This is a genomic window from Lysinibacillus sphaericus (assembly GCF_002982115.1).
GTDB lineage: Bacteria > Bacillota > Bacilli > Bacillales_A > Planococcaceae > Lysinibacillus > Lysinibacillus sphaericus.
The window spans coordinates 2,861,612-2,876,227 of sequence record NZ_CP019980.1 but is presented as its reverse complement, the minus strand read 5'-3'; the positions used below and the strand labels follow the sequence as shown (position 1 = coordinate 2,876,227).

The window sequence follows — 14,616 nt, the reverse complement described above, 5'->3', positions numbered from 1 at the left end:
TATGCAGCAAGAGGAAAACACACAAATATGGACGAAGCGGTTCATTAGTTTATTTTTAACAAATATAGCGGTATTTTTTGTTTTTTATGGTCTAGTCACAACTTTACCTTTATATGCGATTGGTGAACTGCACCAAACGGATAAAGAAGCGGGATTATTACTATCGGGGTTCTTGTTATCTGCCATTATAGTACGCCCGTTTTCTGGTAAGTTATTAGACGTGTTCGGTAAGAAAAAGCTATTAGTTATCGCAATTGCAGGCTATTTTTTATGTACCATTTTATATTTATTTATTCATCCATTTGGCCTTTTATTAACTTTGCGCTTTGTGCAAGGGATTTTCTTTAGCATTATTACGACAGCAGCCGGTTCTTTAGCGGCTGATATTGTGCCGGCAAGCCGTAAAGGAGCAGGGCTAGGCTATTTTACAATGTCCACAAATTTAGCCGTAGTCATTGGTCCTTTTATCGGTTTACTACTAATTCAATATAGTAGTTTTAATGTTTTGTTTATCGTTATGAGTATCTGTATTTTAGTAGGGGGTATACTAGCTGTAACAGTTGATACAGAGGATTTACCCAAGCCTGAACATACGGGGAAATTGACATTTAAGTTTGATGATTTATTTGAACGGAAAGCATTGCCAGTAGCTGCCATTGCAAGTATGGTCGCGTTTTCTTATGCAAGTGTGTTATCATTTTTGTCAGTATACGCACAGCAAAAAGATTTAATGGCTGTGGCAAGTCTTTTTTATGCTGTGTTTGCAGCCGCTATGTTAATTACACGACCTTATACTGGCAAGCTTTATGATACGAAAGGACCGCAGTTTGTTATTATCCCCGGTATTACTTCTTTCGCAATTGGACTAATCCTCCTTGCTAATGTTGCAGGAGCAGCACTATTTTTAGTTTCGGCCATTTTTATTGGCTTTGGTTACGGTGCTGTGACGACAAGCTTGCAAGCACTAGCAGTTCAATCAACTGCCCATACTCGTAGTGGCTATGCAACCGCAACATATTTTACAATGTTCGATCTTGGTATTGCCCTTGGATCCTATATTTTAGGTATGGTCGCGGTGCAAGTAGGGTACGCTTCCGTCTATTTTACAGCAGCAGCTGTACTTGGGATTGTCTTTATTATCTATTTGCTTCGTTTAGCAAAATTAAAAGCCAAGAAAGTAGCACACACGTAACATATTTGTGATGCCGTAAACCTAGAAATCGCCCATTACGATTGTAAAGGGCGATTTTATTTTGTGATTAGCCTGAATGCTATAAAAAAAGATAAACAGTTAGGGCATGCCTAACTGTTTTATAAATCATGATAAGCGTCCATAACCTACAAAATGTTTCTTCCAGTAGGAGCTGTGAATGTTGGCAATGCTAACACCGCCATCACTAGCATTAATCATTTGGTTATTGCCAATATAAATACCTGCATGTGAAATGCCTGCTTTATAAGTATTGGCGAAAAATACTAAATCCCCAACTTGTGGTGATGTTATTTTTTTTGCAGCATAATAAAAGCCTGCTGCTGATTTGCGGCTTGTCGAAATACCAGCATTATTATAAACATAAGTAATGTAGCCTGAGCAATCAAATCCTGTGCTCGGTTTGCTACCACCAAATGTATACTTTACACCTAATTGCTGTTTGGCAACTTGAACAAGGCTTTTCGGTGCGCTCGGGGTTGCTGGAACTTTTGCAGGCGTGCTATTCAGCGTTAATTTTTGTCCAACACGAATATTTGAAGAAGTTAAGTTATTCCATCTCATCAATGTTTGATAAGAAATGCCGTTTTGACTGGCAATTTTCCATAGAGAATCCCCAGATTTCACTGTATATGTTGCAGCAGATGCTGTGTCAATTGTTGAAAAAAGTACAGAAGAGCCTAACGCTAATACTGCTAATTTCATCCCCCACTTATTTCGTTTATTCTTTTTCATGATATGTATCCTCCTAAAAACATTAAAACGTATTACTTGGTACAATAATGATATTAACATGCTAATATTACAGTTCTATGTCAACAAAATAACATTAAGGATACAATTCATATAATAATGAAGGAACGCTAATTAAGCTTATGACTTAAGCAATAGAAAAAACTAGCCCTGCGCATACAGGGCTAGTCCATTGTTACTTTGTATTTAATTGTAGTGCGGGACCGAAAAATTCGTAATGGATTTGACTGTCTGCGATATTGCATTCGTGTAAAGCATTTACTGCTGCTTCCATAAACGGAGTTGGGCCACAAATGTATACTTGCGTATCTGGTGTTAACAGAGGTCGAAGCACATTCGCATTAATGTACTCCTTATTATCAGAATACAACACTTTATGATGGGCATTGCTGTCTTTTTTGAATACGCGGAACAGCTTGCTTAAACCAGTAGGACCATTTAAAGCATTCATTTTATTTTGAATATCTTCATGGAAAGCAAGGACCTGTTCATTCCGTGCACATTGGAGAAACGTAACATTTTCTTTATTTTCAATCGTTTGTAACATCGCATTTAACGGTGTTACACCAATACCACCACTAATGAATAGTACGGGAGCACTTGTTGGCTCATATGTGAATACACCGGCTGGTGCACTAACATCAATAATTGTTCCAAGTGCAGCATCATGTAAGAAGTTGGAAACTTTCCCTTTTGGACTGTGTGCACTTTCTCGTTTCACAGAAATTCGGAATTCTTGCCCATTACTTGCTTGGGATAATGTATATTGACGATTTAATAAATATTCTTCACCTGGAATTGTTACACGAATAGAAACATATTGGCCTGGTTTGTACGCAGGTACTTTTGAGCCGTCTATTGGTTGCAAGTAAAAGGATGTAACATCATCGCTTTCTTTGACAGTGCGCGTAATTTTGAATTGTTTAAATGCGCGCCAGCCATTATTTTGTTCTGCCGCTTTATATAAATCTTCTTCCACTGAAATAAAGATATCTGCAATCACGCCATACGCTTTGCCCCAAGCTTCGATGATTTCATCAGTTGCTGCATCACCTAAAACTTCTTTAATAGCTGCAAGCAAGTATTGACCGACAATTAGATAATGCTCAGGTAAGACGCCAAGACTTACATGTTTATGTGCAATTTGTACGACAACTGGTACGATCGGTTCTAAGTTATCGATATGTTGTGCAGCGGCATACACTGTATTTGCTAAAGCGCCCTGTTGGCGACCTTTTGTTTGATTAGTATGGTTGAAAATATTTAAAAGTGATGGATTATCTTTAAATAAATTGTGATAGAAAGTTTTTGTAATGGCTACACCGTGTACCTCCAAAACCGGTACTGTGGATTTAATCACGTTAATTGTATGTTGATCTAACATGTTGAACACGTCCTTTCGTGCTTTACTATATGCTTAAACAATCTTTAAAGCAATATATAAAATACATCTTTAACAAAATGGACACAAACATGTATCTATAATACTTCTTTTGGTTAAAAGTTCTTCGCGTTGTTTGGCACTAAGATGAATATAGTATAATTATGATAAAAGGAAATATTTTTAGAGATTGTTTGTTGAAAAACTATTGGTAAATGTGAACGATTACTTTGAAATGAAACGAAATAATTATTCGGTCGTAAATATAGTAAGGATAAGCATACATTTTTTAACTATGAATAATATGGCATCTATTGAACTTTTACATAGATCAAATAAGGAGGTTTTCGCATGAATCAATATCCGACAATAACGGAATGTCCAAAATGTGGTGGACTAGAATTAGGGAAGGGAAAACATAGTGGTTATGCATTAATGCACCCAGTGAACAAGATGAGCTTTGGCTCAGAAGTTGAATATATTCTTTGTACAGACTGCGGTTTTATTATCGAAAGCTATGTCAAAAAGCCCGAGAAATTTAAAGGGACACTTTAAGGTTTATTTTGATTGAGGAGGTGATTTAAATGAAATTTTATATACTAGGGGAAAAAAATGAACGAATAGAAATTGAAGTACTAATAAGAATTTACCCTAATAGCACAGATTATTGGGATGCCAATTGGATTACATCAACGATAAAAATAGAAATCCCAGGTTACTTAGTTCAATTTACTGCAGATTTAAGAACAGACGAATTAAGGGATTTTCTTGCTGAATTAACTATGATAAGTAGTGATTTAAGTGGTAAAGCAATGCTATTAAATATGGAAGATTATATACAACTTGAATGTCAAATGAACAAGATGGGACAACTATTGTGGTCAGGTCAAACATGTTATCCAGTAGGCAACGGAGCGGTGTTAAAATTTGAATTTAAATCTGATCAATCCTATTTGCAAAGATTAGTAAAGGAAGTAGAAGACATTTTGCTCGTTTTTCCAGTAATAGGTAATCCTGATTAGGTGGGGTAAGAGGAGGAAGCTTTGTGACGAAAATTGCAATTATCTCGGATATCCATGGAAATAAAACGGCATTGGAAGCAGTTTTAAAAGATATTCGCTTAAGAAAAATTGAAAGAATTTTTTGTTTAGGTGATTTAATTGGCAAAGGTCCGCGTGGATCTGAATGTATAGAACTTATCCAAAAGAATTGCGAACGAGTTGTGCGAGGCAATTGGGACGTATTTATTCAATCGCCTACAGACAATGATTTTATTCAGTGGTTCAAAAATAGATTAACAATAAAAGATTATCAGTATTTAAAATCGTTACCATTTCACATTGATCTCGAATTAAATGGACAATTGATAAGGTTTTTCCATGCGTCTCCAAGAAGTGAATTTGAGCGTATTTTGGATAGTCATCCACTTGAGAAGCGATTATCTATGTTTGACAATAGTACAATAACCGATCCAAACCATAACAATAAAATTCCTGATATTGTATTCTACGGCGATATTCATACAACTTTTTTACATACATATACAAATGGTATTTTGTGTAACGTGGGGAGCGTCGGCAATTCACTGGATTTAACTTCAGCTTCCTATGCAATACTAGATGGAACCTATGCAAACAATGCTATTCAATTTATTAGGGTAAAGTACGATAGAGAGGCTGAGCTTCAGATTGCACAAGCGTTGGGTTTACCTCAATTCGATAAATACTATGATGAAATTATGTTAGCGAAATATCGCAATGTATAATGGTTTTTTAATATATTTGTAAAGTAACGTAAGAGGGAAAGCGATTTAACAAATAAAAATCCATTTCATGACTATGGCTAAGATACTTGAAAAAAGTGTATAGTGTATAGTAGATAAAAAGGATTGTAAAAATATTATTAAATAGAGGTTACTTTATGAATAATTATTTATCGTTAAAAGACCATGTTTATAATTATATCGTAGATCAAATCAACAACGGGAATCTGATTGCTGGAAAAAAGGTCAATGAAAGTGCGATTAGTGAAAGCTTAAATGTTAGCAGGACACCCGTTAGAGAGGCATTAATACAATTGTCTTCTGAAGGGTTATTAGAAAATGTGCCAAGAAAAGGCTTTGTAATTAAAAACCTAACAACAGAAGAAGCGAAAGAAACGTATTTTATTATTGGGGCATTAGATGGTTTAGCTGCTTCATTAGCAGCCCCTTTTTTAACCGAGAAACATATGAATGAAATGGAGTTTTATATTCAAAGTATTGATTTAGCCATTAATACTGGTAATTTCTCGATGTATCATAAAATGCAGGAAGCTTTTCATGGCGTCTATCTTTCTGTCTGCCCAAATAAAAGTCTTGTAAATCTTCTTTTACAATTACAAAAAAAGTTTTTGAAAAACTTCGCTCATTCTGGTGAGGCAGAACTGACAAAGAAAAGATTGTCTCAAACTAATAATGAACATCGAAAAATGATGGAATTATTTAAAAAAGGTGAGCTAGCTGAACTAGAGAGATACATGAAAGAAGTACATTGGAATATTGATAAAGCAGAGCTTATCCCACTTTAGGATGAAAAATGCTCGCTTATACACAATAAATAATTCTGTCTTTAAAAAGACAGAATTATTTTTTTGTTGAAAAAATTAAAATATAAAATATAATATACAATATACATTATACGAATTTGTATAAATTGAAAGCGTTAGGGATTAAAAAATCTGGTTATTTTAGGAGGGAATTACACAGTGAAAAGTTTAAATTTCGATTTAGCAAAACAATTGCGACACGAATTGCATCAACATCCGGAACTTTCGAACGAGGAAGTGTGGACAAAGCAACATTTAATCAATTTTTTGAAAACGTATACAAATCTAGAAATTGTAGATAAAGGAAACTGGTTTTATGCCATTTACTATGCCCAATCAGCTACGCAAAATATCGCGTTCCGTGCAGATTTTGATGCACTTCCGATGGATGAAGTAATTGATCTTCCTTGGGCTTCTCAATTTCCAGGTAAAGCACATAAATGTGGACATGACGGTCATGCAGCGACTTTAGCGGGTTTGGCACTGGAAGTCGATCAAATGGGCGCTGATAAAAATATCTTTTTCCTCTTTCAGCCTGCGGAAGAAACGGGCGACGGAGCCATTCAATGTGTCGATTTTATTAAAGCACATAATATTGATGAAATTTTCGCCTACCATAATATGAGTGGGCTCGCTTATAAAACCGTCGGAATTATTGATGGTACAGCCTTATGTGCTTCTAAGGGTATGACCATCCATATGGAAGGTTCACCTACCCATGCCAGTCAGCCGGAAAAGGGCATTAATCCAGCATTTGCGATTGCGAACATTGTCCAAGCAATTCCTGATTTTACAGCTCCAGAACGCCATAATGGGCTTGTCCTTTGTACAGTTGTACATATTGATGTTGGAGAAAATGCTTTTGGTATCGCAGCTTCGAAAGGGGATCTACGTTTAACGATACGTGCCCTATATGAAGAGGAACTCAATACGCTTCAAGAAAACCTTGAACATTTTGCCAAAGTTCAAGCGCAACAATACGGCTTACAGGTAAGTTTTCACTACAATGATGAATTCCCGGAAACGGTCAATCACAAAGAAAGTGTAGAAAAGATTCGTTGTGCTGCAAAATTGGAAGGTATCGCATTCGTTGAATTGAGCGAAGCTTTTCGAGGGTCTGAAGATTTTGGACACTTTACGAAGTTAACAAAAGGAGCCTATTGTTTCATAGGGAATGGTGAAGATTACCCACATGTCCATACACATGAATATGATTTCCGTGATGAATTAATTGAATCGGGTGTGGAGCTTTTTAAAGCATTAATTAAATACTAATTTTGCTAATAACAAGAGGGATTTGGAGGATTTCACATGTCATTAAAGGACAAACAAAAGGGAATTAACTTTCCACATGTTTACATTATGTTCATGCTCGTCATGTTGCTCGTTGTAATATTGTCTTGGATTGTTCCAAGTGGGGAGTATGAGCGAATTGTCAATCCAGATACGGGCATTACCGAACTTAATACAGAAAAATTTACGTATGTGGAACAAGCAAAACCAATAGGGTTTATGGATTTTTTCACAGCTTTACATAACGGGGTAGTGCAATCAGCAGATATCATTGTCATGTTGCTGTTTGCAAGTGGCGCCCTATTTATTCTTGAAAAGTCTGGTGCGATTGCAGCCGGTATCCATAAATTATTAAGCATTGCAGCAGGAAAAGAAAAACTAATTATTATTACTTTACTCATCTTGTTTTCCGTATTGGGAACAATTGGCTTCGGAGAAGGAGGCATTCCATTTATTCCACTTGCGATGGCTGTTGTGATGGGCTTGGGGTATGACCGCATCACGGCTTTTGCCATTCCAACTGTGGGCTTAGCCATTGGTTTTACATCAGGAGTGGTTAACTTTTATACGACGGGTGTTAGTCAATCAATTGTTGGATTGCCAATTTATTCGGGTTTAGCATTCCGTATCGTTGCCTTAATGGTCTTTGTCATTATTTCAATCATTTACATTCTTCGCTATGCAAATAAAACAAAGGAAGATCCGAGTAAAAGTATTGTGGCTACAGAGTATTTGGAAGAGCTGGAGAATTCAAAAACAGCAGAATATGAAGAAGAAGAATTTACACGGTCTAGAAAGTTAGCATTAGTAGGTTTAGTTTTTGTATTAGTTGGTAGTGCTTTCGGTGCGATTAAACTAGGATGGGGCATGCCTGAACTATCGGCTGTCTATGCGATTTATGCGATCGTACTAGTCCTAATTTTAAAACTTAAACCAAGCGAGGCTGCTGAAACATTTGGTATTGGAGCGGCGAGATTATTGCCTACAGGTCTAGCCATTGGGTTTGCACGTTCGGTGATGATTTTAATGACGCAGGCGCAAATAATTGATACAGCAGTCCATTCATTATCGAATCTATTAAGTAATACAGGAACTATTATTACTTTATTAGTCCTTTTCATCGTGGTGATTTTCTTTAACTTCTTCGTTGTTTCAGGAAGTGGGAAGGCTATTATTTTAATGCCGATTATGGGACCTTTAGGGAAAATATTAGGCATTAATCAGCAAGTAATGGTTGTCGTCTACCAATTTGGTGATGGCTTCACGAACTATTTATGGCCGACATCAGGAGGGCTAATGGCAGCGCTTGGTATGTCAAATGTTAGTTATTCCGCTTGGGTGAAATTTTCAGTGAAACTATTCCTTTTACTACACTTCGCGGCATTTGTCTTAATATTAATCGCTCAATATATGAATCTAGGACCATTCTAATAGATTAGTTCATTCTAAAAATAAAGGGGATTGCAACATGATGAATATTTTACAACATGCTAAGAAATATGAAGAACAAATTATTCAAGATCGGCGCTATTTACATCAATATCCGGAAATTGGCTTTGAACTACCGAACACACAAAAATATATTCAACAACGTCTTGATGAAATGGGGATAGCCCATAAGCAATGTGGAGTAGTCCCCCCTGAGATAAAAGAAAAATATGCAGTAGCAGGATTTGGTTCGCAAGATTATTGTACAGGCGTAGTTGCGACAATTGGGCAAGGAAGCCCTTGTATACTTTTGCGCGCTGATATGGATGCACTACCCATTGAAGAACAAGTAGACTGTGAATTTACTTCAAAAAATCCAGGTGTGATGCATGCTTGTGGTCATGACTCCCATGTGGCAATGCTTTTAGGCGCTGCACAAATTTTAAAGGACAGGGAAGCAGAGTTACAGGGCACGGTTAAATTATTGTTTCAACCTGGTGAAGAGTGGGGTTATGGTTCTAAACTAATGATTGATGATGGTTTACTACAAAATCCAAAGGTGGATGCTGCTTTTGGGATTCATATTATGCCTGATCAACAAGCGGGCAAATTATCTGTCCATAAAGGGACATTAACGCAAGCGATGGATACGTATATCGTTACAATTCAAGGTAATGGTGGCCATAGCTCGCAGCCACATAAAACAATTGATGCGAATATGATTATGAATCAGTTATATACTAGTTTAAACCTATTAATGACACGAGAAGCAGATCCAAACCATAGTGTCACCTTTTCGGTAGGTGCTATGAGCGGCGGTACGGCGACCAATATTATTCCTGACAAAGCAGTGTTACAAGGCAATATGCGTAGCTATGACCAACAAACACGTGACCACTTATGTAAACGCATTCCGGAGATGATTGACCATACGGTAAAAGCATGGCGTGGAGAGTATCATACAATCGAATTCCATACACCAACAACTTATAATAATCCACAATTTATTGATGCCATTACCCCATTTTTAAAACATGTAGTAGGAGCTGAAAATGTGGTGGATAACGGATACCTCGGAGGTTCGGAAGACTTTTCTTACATTTCACAGGAAGTACCTTCTGCATTTGTTGTGTTAGGAACTGGCAAAGAAGGCGAGGCTCCAGTGCATAACCCGCGCATGCGCCAAAATGAAGAGATTTTTAAATATGGTGCTGCTCTACATGCAAATGTAGCAATAGGATGGCTAAAACAACAGCATAAATAATATTTTGAAAAACAGTTCAGCTACGTTGAGTAGTTGAATTGTTTTTTGGTGGAACAAGTTGCGCTTCTGTTATATTCAATCGTTCAGAATAGAGAAATTTTTATTGAATAATATTCTAATAATTCAATCAGGATATTGACAATAATGCGCCAGTTTGATATTCTTTAACACATTAGTAGTTTAGCAAGAGAAAGTGTAGTTTTTGCTATAAAACAAATTACAATGTAAGGGGATATTAAATCATGAAGCGTATTTTTACACTACTTTTTATGCTTACAGCTATTCTTGCTTTAGCAGCTTGTGGTAATTCTGGAGATAAATCGAGTACGACGGATAGCTCGAAGGAAACAACGAAAGCAACAGACAAAGATACTATTATTATAGGAATCGATGACAAGTTTGCACCAATGGGATTCCGTGATGATAAAAATGAAATCGTTGGTTTTGATATTGACTTAGCACGTGCTGCTGCTGAACATATGGGAATGGAAGCTCAATTCCAACCAATCGATTGGAAAACGAAAGAAGCAGAATTGATTAGCGGTCGTATCGATGTAATTTGGAATGGTTACACAATTACAGATGAGCGTAAAGAAAAGGTTTTATTTTCAAAACCGTACCTAGAAAACTCACAAGCTGTAATGATATTAAATAAATCGTCTATTAAAAAATTAAGTGATTTAGCAGGAAAAGAAATCGGTATTCAATCACAATCATCTGCTGCTGAAGCACTGAATTCAAATCCAATCCACAAAGAAGTGAAAAACGTAACAGAATTTGCAGACAATGTTTTAGCTTTAACAGATTTAAAAACGGGGCGTGTAGATGCAGTCATTATTGATGCTGTTGTAGCAGAATATTACATGACGCAAGAGCCTGACACATTCAAATTATTAGATGAATCATTAGCACCAGAACAATATGGAATTGGTGTCAAACCAGGTAACGAAGCATTATTAGAAAAACTGCAAGCCGCTTTAGATAAAATGAATGAAGATGGCACAGCCGCAGAAATTTCAACAAAATGGTTTGGTGAAAATAAGGTTTTAAAATAATGGTAATAAATCGTGTACTTATGCGGCACGTTTTAATTGAATGTTATCAGTCGATAAGAGTTTCCTCGTGAAACTCTTATCTTTTTGGAGGGAAAATAATTATGGCGGACTACTGGCATACAATGATTTTGCCGATGCTTGAAGGCGCAAAAATGACGGTGTTGCTGTTCATTATTGCCATTTTGGTATCGATTCCACTAGGTTTTTTGCTTACATTAGCTGTGAAAAGCCGTATCAAACCACTGTCTTGGCTAGCCAATACGTATATTTATGTCATGCGCGGTACACCGCTATTACTACAATTGTTATTAATTTGCTTCGGTTTACCGATGGTGCCGGTAATCGGTGAATATCTGGTACTTGACCGCTTTGTTGCCGCATGTCTTGGTTTTATTTTAAATTATGCTGCCTACTTTGCAGAAATATTCCGTGGTGGCTTATTAGCAATTGATAAAGGCCAATACGAAGCAGCGCAAGTGTTAGGTCTGTCAAAATGGCAAACAACAACACGCATTATATTGCCACAAATGTTCCGTGTAGCGTTGCCTGCTTTATCGAATGAATCTGTTACATTGATTAAAGACACAGCACTTCTTTATGCGGTAGCAGTACCTGAACTGCTGCATTTTGCACAAACAGCTGTCAACCGTGACTTTACCATTGTGCCGTTCTTTATTGCGGGCGCTATTTATTTGGTTATGACGCTTGTTTTAACGGTATTCTTTAAGTGGCTAGAAAAACGGTTTAAATTTGAATAGAGGTGGACACAGATGGCATTGCTTGAAGTATCGAATTTGAAGAAATCCTTTGGCAAGTTAGAGGTGCTAAAGACCATCACATTGAACGTAGAGAAAAATGATGTCGTGGCTGTTATTGGGCCTTCTGGATCGGGTAAAAGTACAATGCTTCGAAGCTTAATCCATTTAGAAGAAATTAATGGCGGCAGCATTTGTGTAGATGGTGACTATTTAGTGCAAAACGGGGCATATGCTAAGCAACAAGACATTAAAAAAATTACCGCAAAAATGGGCATGGTATTTCAACATTTTAACCTATTCCCTCATTTAACAGTACAACAAAACCTTGAAATTGCACCAGGCTTACTAAAAACGGAGTCATCGGATGCAATTAAAAAACGTTGTCAAGACTTATTACAAAAAATTGGTCTTGCTGATAAGGCACAGGCCTATCCAGCGAATCTATCTGGAGGGCAAAAACAGCGTGTGGCTATTGCACGAGCACTTATGATGAACCCACAAATTTTATTATTTGATGAGCCCACTTCTGCCCTCGATCCTGAACTGACAGGTGAAGTATTAAAAGTCATGAAAGATTTAGCGGAAGATCAAATGACAATGATTGTTGTGACACATGAAATGGGGTTTGCACGAGAGGTCGCAAACAAAGTAGTCTTTATGGACGGCGGCGACATTATCGAGGCCAACCATCCAGAAGCGTTCTTTACGAATCCACAACACGAACGGACAAAAGCATTTTTACAAAGGAATTTAAAATAATAGAGAAGCTGTCTCATTTGAGATGGCTTTTTTTGTTGATAGAGTCATGAGGAAATCGCCAGTATAACTTCAGGTAACGTCACGAAACCCTCGGGAATCGCCACAAAACCTACAGAAAACGCCACTAAACTAATAGGAAACGCCATTAAAATTGGCATGGAAATCTACATTAAATTGATTGACAACCTTTATTGAGATAATTTAGAATAATCTAAAAAATGATTGAAAAACTTCATTTGTCTTCGAAAAACCCTACAGAATAACTCTCTTTACGAAATCCATGTTGGAAATATTTTTTAACAACTACATAACAAGGTGGCGAACACTATCAATAAAAAATTTAGTGTATTGTTGTCATTGATTATTTGCATTCTTTGTTATTTTACCTTCGGACAATTGGCAATAAAAAGTGACGGCGAATATATAAAAGTTGCTGTACTGGACAGTGGTATAAATAAAGATTTGGATGTCTTTCAAGGTGTCGCATTTGAAGAAGTCAATTTAACGCATCCTGGGGAAAAAATTAAAGATGATTTTAATCATGGTACGCCAGTCGCGGGAATTATTGTAGGAGAAGTAAAAGCTAAATTAAAAATATACGATATTATACTTTTAGATGCACAAGGCAATGGCTCAATTGATCATTTAGTAGAAGCTATTACATGGTGCATAGATAAACAGGTAGATTTCATTAATATTAGTTTTGGCTTTCAAACGCCCAATGCTGAACTAGAATCTACTATTGAAAAAGCAGTAGAACAAGGAATTACTATAGTCGCCGCAGCTGGTAATACATATGGTTTAGCAACTGACTATCCAGCAAAATTGGATGGTGTATTGTCAATAGGTTCTATTAATGAAAAAAATAAACGATCCTCTTTTTCAGCTATTGGAAAAATTGATTATGTTTTTAACGGGGAGAATGTACAAAGTATTCATCATAATGGGCAAGCATCTGTCTTTACGGGAACCTCTTTTGCAGCTGCCTATGCAACACATCTATTCATTCAGTTGAAAGAAATATATAAGGAGGTTGAGTCAAAAGAAAATTTTAACGCTATCTTATAACAATATACTGTGACAAAAGATTTTTGGAATGAAGCTGAATATGGCAAAGGTACGATATTTATACAATAATAAAGGAGAAATGAAACGATGAAATGGAAAAAACACTTTATATCTATTATTATTGCAGCGTTGCTATTTGCAAATATTGCACCCAATTTGATTTCTGCACAGGAATATGATGTAGTATCTGATGAGCCTATTGTGATGATTTCCATAGATGAAATACAGGATGTGAATACAGAAGAATACCAACAAGAACTATACGATGAATTAAATAAAAATCTTATTTATTCAGACGATAGTACGATAAATATTCGGAATATTGAAATATATGATAATGAATTACTTGTCCAAACAACTTTTGAGTCCGAGGATTTGAAAGCTGATTTAGACATCAAGTTTGATAGTGAAAGCGAAGACATATTAATCGATAGTGTCATCGAAGAAAACGGCACTGTTGAGCAAAACCATTATCGTGTGACGATGCAACAATTGGAAGATGACCATTTTAGTACAATCTTTACGAATTTAGAAACGGATGAAACCTTTGAAAGCAATCCTGTAAGGTTGCAGGCACACGTAATACCGCAATTGGTATACTTAATCGGTGGTGCGGTCGTTAGATATACAGTACAAAAATTTGGTTTTAAACAGGTTCTGAAAATTGGCAAACGTACATTTTTTAGTAAATCAAAAGATGCGGCGAAAAAGGCTGTAGCCAACTTTACAGATATCACTTTGGATGTAGGCGGTGGTAAAAAGGTTTACTTTACGAAAGCTAAAATGAGACATATTCTAGAAAATCATCATCCAAATTATTGGACTGGAAATGAAGGAAAGTCGTTTTTTGATCCAGATTTATCTGTAAATGATATTAAAAATATTGTCACAACGGTAATTAATAATAATAAATCTGAGATATCTAGACAGCTAATTAAAAAGGAAGGGATAAAAGTGCAGGCGAAAGTAAACGGAATTGAATATAGAGTTAGGATTAGTAGGACTGGGCATATAAATTCTGCTTATCCAGTTGGTAAATAAAAAAAGAAGGTGAATCATTT

The 14,616-nt window shown here is 36.3% G+C and carries 15 protein-coding genes; 13 read left to right on the top strand and 2 right to left on the bottom strand.

Going from position 1 to position 14,616, the window contains the following annotated elements:
• Position 1 precedes the first annotated feature (1 nt).
• Positions 2-1,192, top strand: coding sequence for an MFS transporter (locus LS41612_RS14560; protein ID WP_024363427.1), 1,191 nt, complete (start codon positions 2-4; stop codon positions 1,190-1,192).
• 126 nt (positions 1,193-1,318) lie between these two features.
• Here the strand turns inward: LS41612_RS14560 and LS41612_RS14555 are convergent, their stop codons facing one another.
• A complete protein-coding gene (locus LS41612_RS14555) occupies positions 1,319-1,945 on the bottom strand; it encodes a C40 family peptidase (protein ID WP_024363428.1) in 627 nt (208 codons plus the stop codon).
• 193 nt (positions 1,946-2,138) lie between these two features.
• On the bottom strand, positions 2,139-3,347 hold the full coding sequence (gene hmpA, locus LS41612_RS14550) for an NO-inducible flavohemoprotein (protein ID WP_024363429.1): 1,209 nt from the start codon (positions 3,345-3,347) through the stop codon (positions 2,139-2,141).
• Positions 3,348-3,695: 348 nt separating this feature from the next.
• Here hmpA and LS41612_RS14545 point away from each other — a divergent pair, with 348 nt between their 5' ends.
• From LS41612_RS14545 to LS41612_RS14490, 12 genes are all read left to right on the top strand, one after another.
• Entirely contained in the window at positions 3,696-3,899 is a 204-nt protein-coding gene (locus LS41612_RS14545; protein ID WP_024363430.1) for a hypothetical protein, read from the top strand.
• Positions 3,900-3,928: 29 nt separating this feature from the next.
• Positions 3,929-4,366, top strand: a complete 438-nt coding sequence (locus LS41612_RS14540; protein ID WP_024363431.1) for a WapI family immunity protein — start codon at positions 3,929-3,931, stop codon at positions 4,364-4,366.
• 23 nt (positions 4,367-4,389) lie between these two features.
• On the top strand, positions 4,390-5,109 hold the full coding sequence (locus tag LS41612_RS14535) for a metallophosphoesterase family protein (RefSeq protein WP_024363432.1): 720 nt from the start codon (positions 4,390-4,392) through the stop codon (positions 5,107-5,109).
• Positions 5,110-5,264: 155 nt separating this feature from the next.
• Positions 5,265-5,912, top strand: a complete 648-nt coding sequence (locus tag LS41612_RS14530) for a GntR family transcriptional regulator (RefSeq protein WP_024363433.1) — start codon at positions 5,265-5,267, stop codon at positions 5,910-5,912.
• 177 nt (positions 5,913-6,089) lie between these two features.
• Positions 6,090-7,205: a M20 metallopeptidase family protein gene (locus LS41612_RS14525; protein WP_024363434.1), complete on the top strand. Its 1,116-nt coding sequence runs from the start codon at positions 6,090-6,092 to the stop codon at positions 7,203-7,205.
• A 36-nt stretch (positions 7,206-7,241) separates the two neighbouring features.
• Positions 7,242-8,654: a YfcC family protein gene (locus LS41612_RS14520; protein WP_024363435.1), complete on the top strand. Its 1,413-nt coding sequence runs from the start codon at positions 7,242-7,244 to the stop codon at positions 8,652-8,654.
• 37 nt (positions 8,655-8,691) lie between these two features.
• Positions 8,692-9,915 (top strand): M20 metallopeptidase family protein, encoded by a 1,224-nt coding sequence (locus LS41612_RS14515; RefSeq protein ID WP_024363436.1) that lies wholly within the window; start codon positions 8,692-8,694, stop codon positions 9,913-9,915.
• Between the two features lie 242 nt (positions 9,916-10,157).
• Positions 10,158-10,970, top strand: coding sequence for an amino acid ABC transporter substrate-binding protein (locus LS41612_RS14510; RefSeq protein ID WP_024363437.1), 813 nt, complete (start codon positions 10,158-10,160; stop codon positions 10,968-10,970).
• Between the two features lie 101 nt (positions 10,971-11,071).
• A complete protein-coding gene (locus LS41612_RS14505; RefSeq protein WP_024363438.1) occupies positions 11,072-11,728 on the top strand; it encodes an amino acid ABC transporter permease in 657 nt (218 codons plus the stop codon).
• Positions 11,729-11,740: 12 nt separating this feature from the next.
• Positions 11,741-12,487, top strand: coding sequence for an amino acid ABC transporter ATP-binding protein (locus tag LS41612_RS14500; protein WP_024363439.1), 747 nt, complete (start codon positions 11,741-11,743; stop codon positions 12,485-12,487).
• A gap of 351 nt (positions 12,488-12,838) precedes the next feature.
• Positions 12,839-13,555, top strand: a complete 717-nt coding sequence (locus LS41612_RS14495) for a S8 family peptidase (RefSeq protein WP_051147755.1) — start codon at positions 12,839-12,841, stop codon at positions 13,553-13,555.
• 87 nt (positions 13,556-13,642) lie between these two features.
• Entirely contained in the window at positions 13,643-14,596 is a 954-nt protein-coding gene (locus tag LS41612_RS14490) for an SAR2788 family putative toxin (RefSeq protein WP_024363441.1), read from the top strand.
• Positions 14,597-14,616: the final 20 nt, after the last annotated feature.

Bases quoted from the DNA above. Each gene is read 5' to 3' on its own strand.
- LS41612_RS14560 (WP_024363427.1), top strand. From the start codon at position 2: ATGCAGCAAGAGGAAAACACACAAATATGGACGAAGCGGTTCATTAGT.
- LS41612_RS14555 (WP_024363428.1), bottom strand. From the start codon at position 1,945: ATGAAAAAGAATAAACGAAATAAGTGGGGGATGAAATTAGCAGTATTA.
- hmpA (WP_024363429.1), bottom strand. From the start codon at position 3,347: ATGTTAGATCAACATACAATTAACGTGATTAAATCCACAGTACCGGTT.
- LS41612_RS14545 (WP_024363430.1), top strand. From the start codon at position 3,696: ATGAATCAATATCCGACAATAACGGAATGTCCAAAATGTGGTGGACTA.
- LS41612_RS14540 (WP_024363431.1), top strand. From the start codon at position 3,929: ATGAAATTTTATATACTAGGGGAAAAAAATGAACGAATAGAAATTGAA.
- LS41612_RS14530 (WP_024363433.1), top strand. From the start codon at position 5,265: ATGAATAATTATTTATCGTTAAAAGACCATGTTTATAATTATATCGTA.
- LS41612_RS14520 (WP_024363435.1), top strand. From the start codon at position 7,242: ATGTCATTAAAGGACAAACAAAAGGGAATTAACTTTCCACATGTTTAC.
- LS41612_RS14515 (WP_024363436.1), top strand. From the start codon at position 8,692: ATGATGAATATTTTACAACATGCTAAGAAATATGAAGAACAAATTATT.
- LS41612_RS14510 (WP_024363437.1), top strand. From the start codon at position 10,158: ATGAAGCGTATTTTTACACTACTTTTTATGCTTACAGCTATTCTTGCT.
- LS41612_RS14505 (WP_024363438.1), top strand. From the start codon at position 11,072: ATGGCGGACTACTGGCATACAATGATTTTGCCGATGCTTGAAGGCGCA.
- LS41612_RS14500 (WP_024363439.1), top strand. From the start codon at position 11,741: ATGGCATTGCTTGAAGTATCGAATTTGAAGAAATCCTTTGGCAAGTTA.
- LS41612_RS14490 (WP_024363441.1), top strand. From the start codon at position 13,643: ATGAAATGGAAAAAACACTTTATATCTATTATTATTGCAGCGTTGCTA.